General features: G+C 54.0%; 2 protein-coding genes and 1 pseudogene. All 3 read left to right on the top strand.

Features of this window, described 5'->3' with window-relative positions:
• Positions 1-1,390, top strand: a 1,390-nt coding sequence (gene hutH, locus WBV75_RS02590) for a histidine ammonia-lyase (protein WP_424119097.1), incomplete at its 5' end; no start/stop codon positions are given.
• Positions 1,391-1,393: 3 nt separating this feature from the next.
• Positions 1,394-2,683 carry an imidazolonepropionase gene (gene hutI, locus WBV75_RS02585; protein ID WP_424119096.1) on the top strand — a complete coding sequence of 430 codons (1,290 nt, stop codon included), beginning with the start codon at positions 1,394-1,396 and terminating at the stop codon, positions 2,681-2,683.
• Between the two features lie 62 nt (positions 2,684-2,745).
• Positions 2,746-3,469, top strand: a pseudogene (locus tag WBV75_RS02580) (urocanate hydratase); the annotation flags it as partial.

The raw sequence follows: 3,469 nt of genomic DNA, 5'->3' as shown, positions 1-3,469 counted from the left end.
TGGCCCGCTTTGTACCACCCGGATTTCCGCCAAAGACACCGAAACCCTGCAAGTCAATATTCTGAAAAGCCACAGCGTGGGTGTAGGTCGGTCCATAGAACCGGAGATTGCCCGGCTCATGCTTATTTTAAAACTGCACGCCCTTGCCAAAGGGTATTCCGGTATACAGGAAGCCACCCTGGATCGCATCCTCTGGCATATTGAAAACGAGATCACCCCAAGGGTTCAGTCTCAGGGATCTGTTGGTGCCTCGGGGGATTTAGCCCCTCTGTCCCATCTGTTCCTGCCGCTGATTGGCCTGGGTGAGGTACACTATAAAGGCAAGCGACTTCCTGGAGGTGCGGTCCTGGAAGAATACGGGGTATCGGGGATTTCGCTCGGGCCCAAGGAAGGGCTGGCGCTGATCAACGGGACCCAGTTTATAGCAGCCCACGCCGTGGTGGTGCTGGAAAAAATGCATGCCGCCATGTCACAGGCCGATATTATCGGGGCTATGATGATCGAAGGCCTGCAGGGGTCTGTCCGTCCTTTTCACAAAAAATTGCATCAGGTCCGCCCCTTTAAAGGAAACCTGCATGTCGCGGAGCGGATCCGCCGCCTTTTAAAAGGATCTGAAATTCTCGAAGACCACATAGACTGTGAACGGGTGCAGGATCCGTATTCCCTTCGGTGTATCCCACAGGTTCACGGCGCCTCGCGCAACGCCTGGCTGCATTTAAAGGAATTACTCGATGTGGAGCTCAACGCCATTACGGACAACCCTGTGATTTTCGGGGCAGACCTGGCCATCAGCGGGGGAAATTTTCACGGACAGCCCCTGGCCATGGCCCTGGATTACGCCTGTATTGCCGCCTCGGAAATTGGAAATATTTCAGACCGCCGAATATACCTGGCCCTGGAGGGCAACAATACGAACCTGCCCCAACTGCTTATGAAAGATACCGGACTGAATTCCGGCTATATGATCCTGCAGTACACCTCAGCGGCACTGGCCAGTGAAAACAAGAGCCTTTGCCATCCTGCAAGTGCCGACAGCATCCCGACCTCTATGGGGCAGGAAGACCATGTGAGTATGGGATCAATCAGTGGTCGGAAAGCGCTGCGGGTCATTAAAAATGTCGAGAAAATACTGGCCATCGAACTCCTTACGGCTGCCCAGGCCTTTGAATTCAGAAAGCCGCTCAAATCCGGGTGGTTTCTGGAACAGGTACACCAGTTGGTCCGCACCCGTGTTTCTTTTGCCACTGAGGACAGGGTATTTGCCACCGACATCGAAGAAGGGATTAAACTCATTCGCGATAAAGCCCTGATACGCCTTTTGGATTCCTTTTCCGAGAAACAAAAAGTATCTCTGAGAACTCCCCTGTACGACGTTTTTGAAACCTTCTAACCCATGACTAGCCCTCCATCAGATCCCCATACGCATTCAAAGCTCATTGGGCCGTTTGCACAACTCATCACCCTGGAAGACTTACCCTTGAAAGGGAGCCTGGACGATGAGCTTCTGGTTGTGCGGAAGGCGGCAGGAATCCGGGTAAGCGGTTCTGAAATTGTGAAAATCGGGCCTTTTGAACAGATGGCCCGGGAGGCCACAAGGGATAAAATTGAGGTCATCGAACTGCCTGAGGAAAGTGTGGGGGTACCCGGGTTTATCGATGCCCATACCCATAGTTGTTTTGCCGGCACCCGGGCGAGGGACTACGCCCTTCGAAACAGCGGCTCCACTTATTTGGACATCGCAAAAGCCGGAGGGGGTATTTGGGACAGCGTACAGCAAACCCGTAAGGCCTCCCCAGGGGAACTCGAAGCCCTTCTCCTAAAACGTATCCGCCGTTTTTTACGCTCGGGAATCACAACCCTGGAAGTGAAAAGCGGGTACGGGCTCAGTGTTCCGGAGGAACTTAAAATGCTGCGGGTTATTCGTTCCGCATCTGAAAAAACCGAAATGGACCTGGTCCCCACCTGCCTGGCTGCACATACCTGTCCAAAAGACTTCCCCGGCAGTGCCGTGGAGTATTTGCATCTTCTGGAAGCCGAGCTACTGCCTGTGCTGGTCAGGGAAGGGCTCACCTCCCGCCTGGACGCTTTTGTGGAACAAAGTGCTTTTACACCCAACGAAATTTTGCCGTATTTGCAAAAGGGGAAAGCCATGGGATTCGACCTCACCCTCCACGCGGACCAATTTACGACCGGGGGAAGTGCTGCAGCTATTCGTTCTGGCGCATTGAGTGCCGACCATCTGGAAGCCAGCGGACCTGCAGAGATCCATGCCCTGGCGAAGAGCGAAGTAATCGCCACCGCCCTGCCAGGTGCGAGTCTGGGGTTGGGATGCGGTTTTACCCCTTCCCGCGCATTGTTAGATGCCGGGGCCTGTCTGGCCATTGCCAGTGATTACAATCCCGGGTCGGCACCCATGGGTGATTTACTAACCCAGGCAGCCCTTCTCGGTACATTTGAAAAACTCTCGAATGCCGAAGTACTGGCCGGAATTACTTTCCGGGCCGCGGCAGCTTTGGGACTGCAGGACCGAGGGCGCCTGGTGGCAGGATATAAGGCCGATATCGCCATTTTCCGAACAGAACACTACAATGAAATACTCTATCACCAGGGGCAGTTGCGCCCCGTTCAAGTGGTGAAAAATGGCAGGATCTATCGTGGAAATATCGATTCCGATGCGTTCTGAAGACCATCAAACAGGTTTATTCCTACTCTAAAATGACTGATGTCTAAACCAAACCGACAGAGATGACAACCGATTCCGAAACGAACACTTTTAAAAAACACATCAAACAAGGCATTCCCCCTGAACTTCCCCCTGCCCGGATGCCGGATGCCGGGCGCTCCCATGCCCCGGTGCGAAAAGACATCCTCAGTGCGGTTGAAAAAAAACTCGCCCTGCGCAATGCACTTCGGTATTTTCCACGGGCATGGCACGAGACCCTCGCCCCGGAATTTGCCGGGGAACTGAAAAGGTATGGCCGAATTTATATGTATCGTTTTAAACCCGATTACGCCATGTACGCCCGCCCGATTTCGGCCTACCCGGCCCGGACCCGGGAAGGCGCCGCCATTATGCTGATGATACAGAACAACCTGGATCCCAGGGTGGCCCAGCATCCTGATGAACTCATTACCTATGGGGGCAACGGGGCGGTCTTTCAGAATTGGGCCCAATACCTGCTCACCATGAAATACCTTTCCGAGCTCTCGGATACCCAAACCCTCCATATGTATTCAGGCCACCCGATGGGCCTGTTCCCTTCCACCAGAGAAGCCCCCCGGGTAGTGGTAACCAACGGGATGATGATTCCGAACTATTCCCAACCCGATGACTGGGAGCGCTTTAATGCCCTGGGGGTTACCCAATACGGGCAGATGACAGCGGGTTCTTACATGTATATCGGACCGCAGGGGATTGTGCACGGAACAGCGATCACCGTGCTCAACGCTTTTCGGAGGGTGCTTCCGA

The organism is Robiginitalea sp. (assembly GCF_049588695.1).
GTDB lineage: Bacteria > Bacteroidota > Bacteroidia > Flavobacteriales > Flavobacteriaceae > Robiginitalea.
Note: the sequence above shows the minus strand (reverse complement) of the source record. Positions and strands in the feature narration are given on the sequence as shown.

Coding starts and splice junctions, on each gene's coding strand:
- hutI (WP_424119096.1), top strand. CDS start 1,394: ATGACTAGCCCTCCATCAGATCCCCATACGCATTCAAAGCTCATTGGG.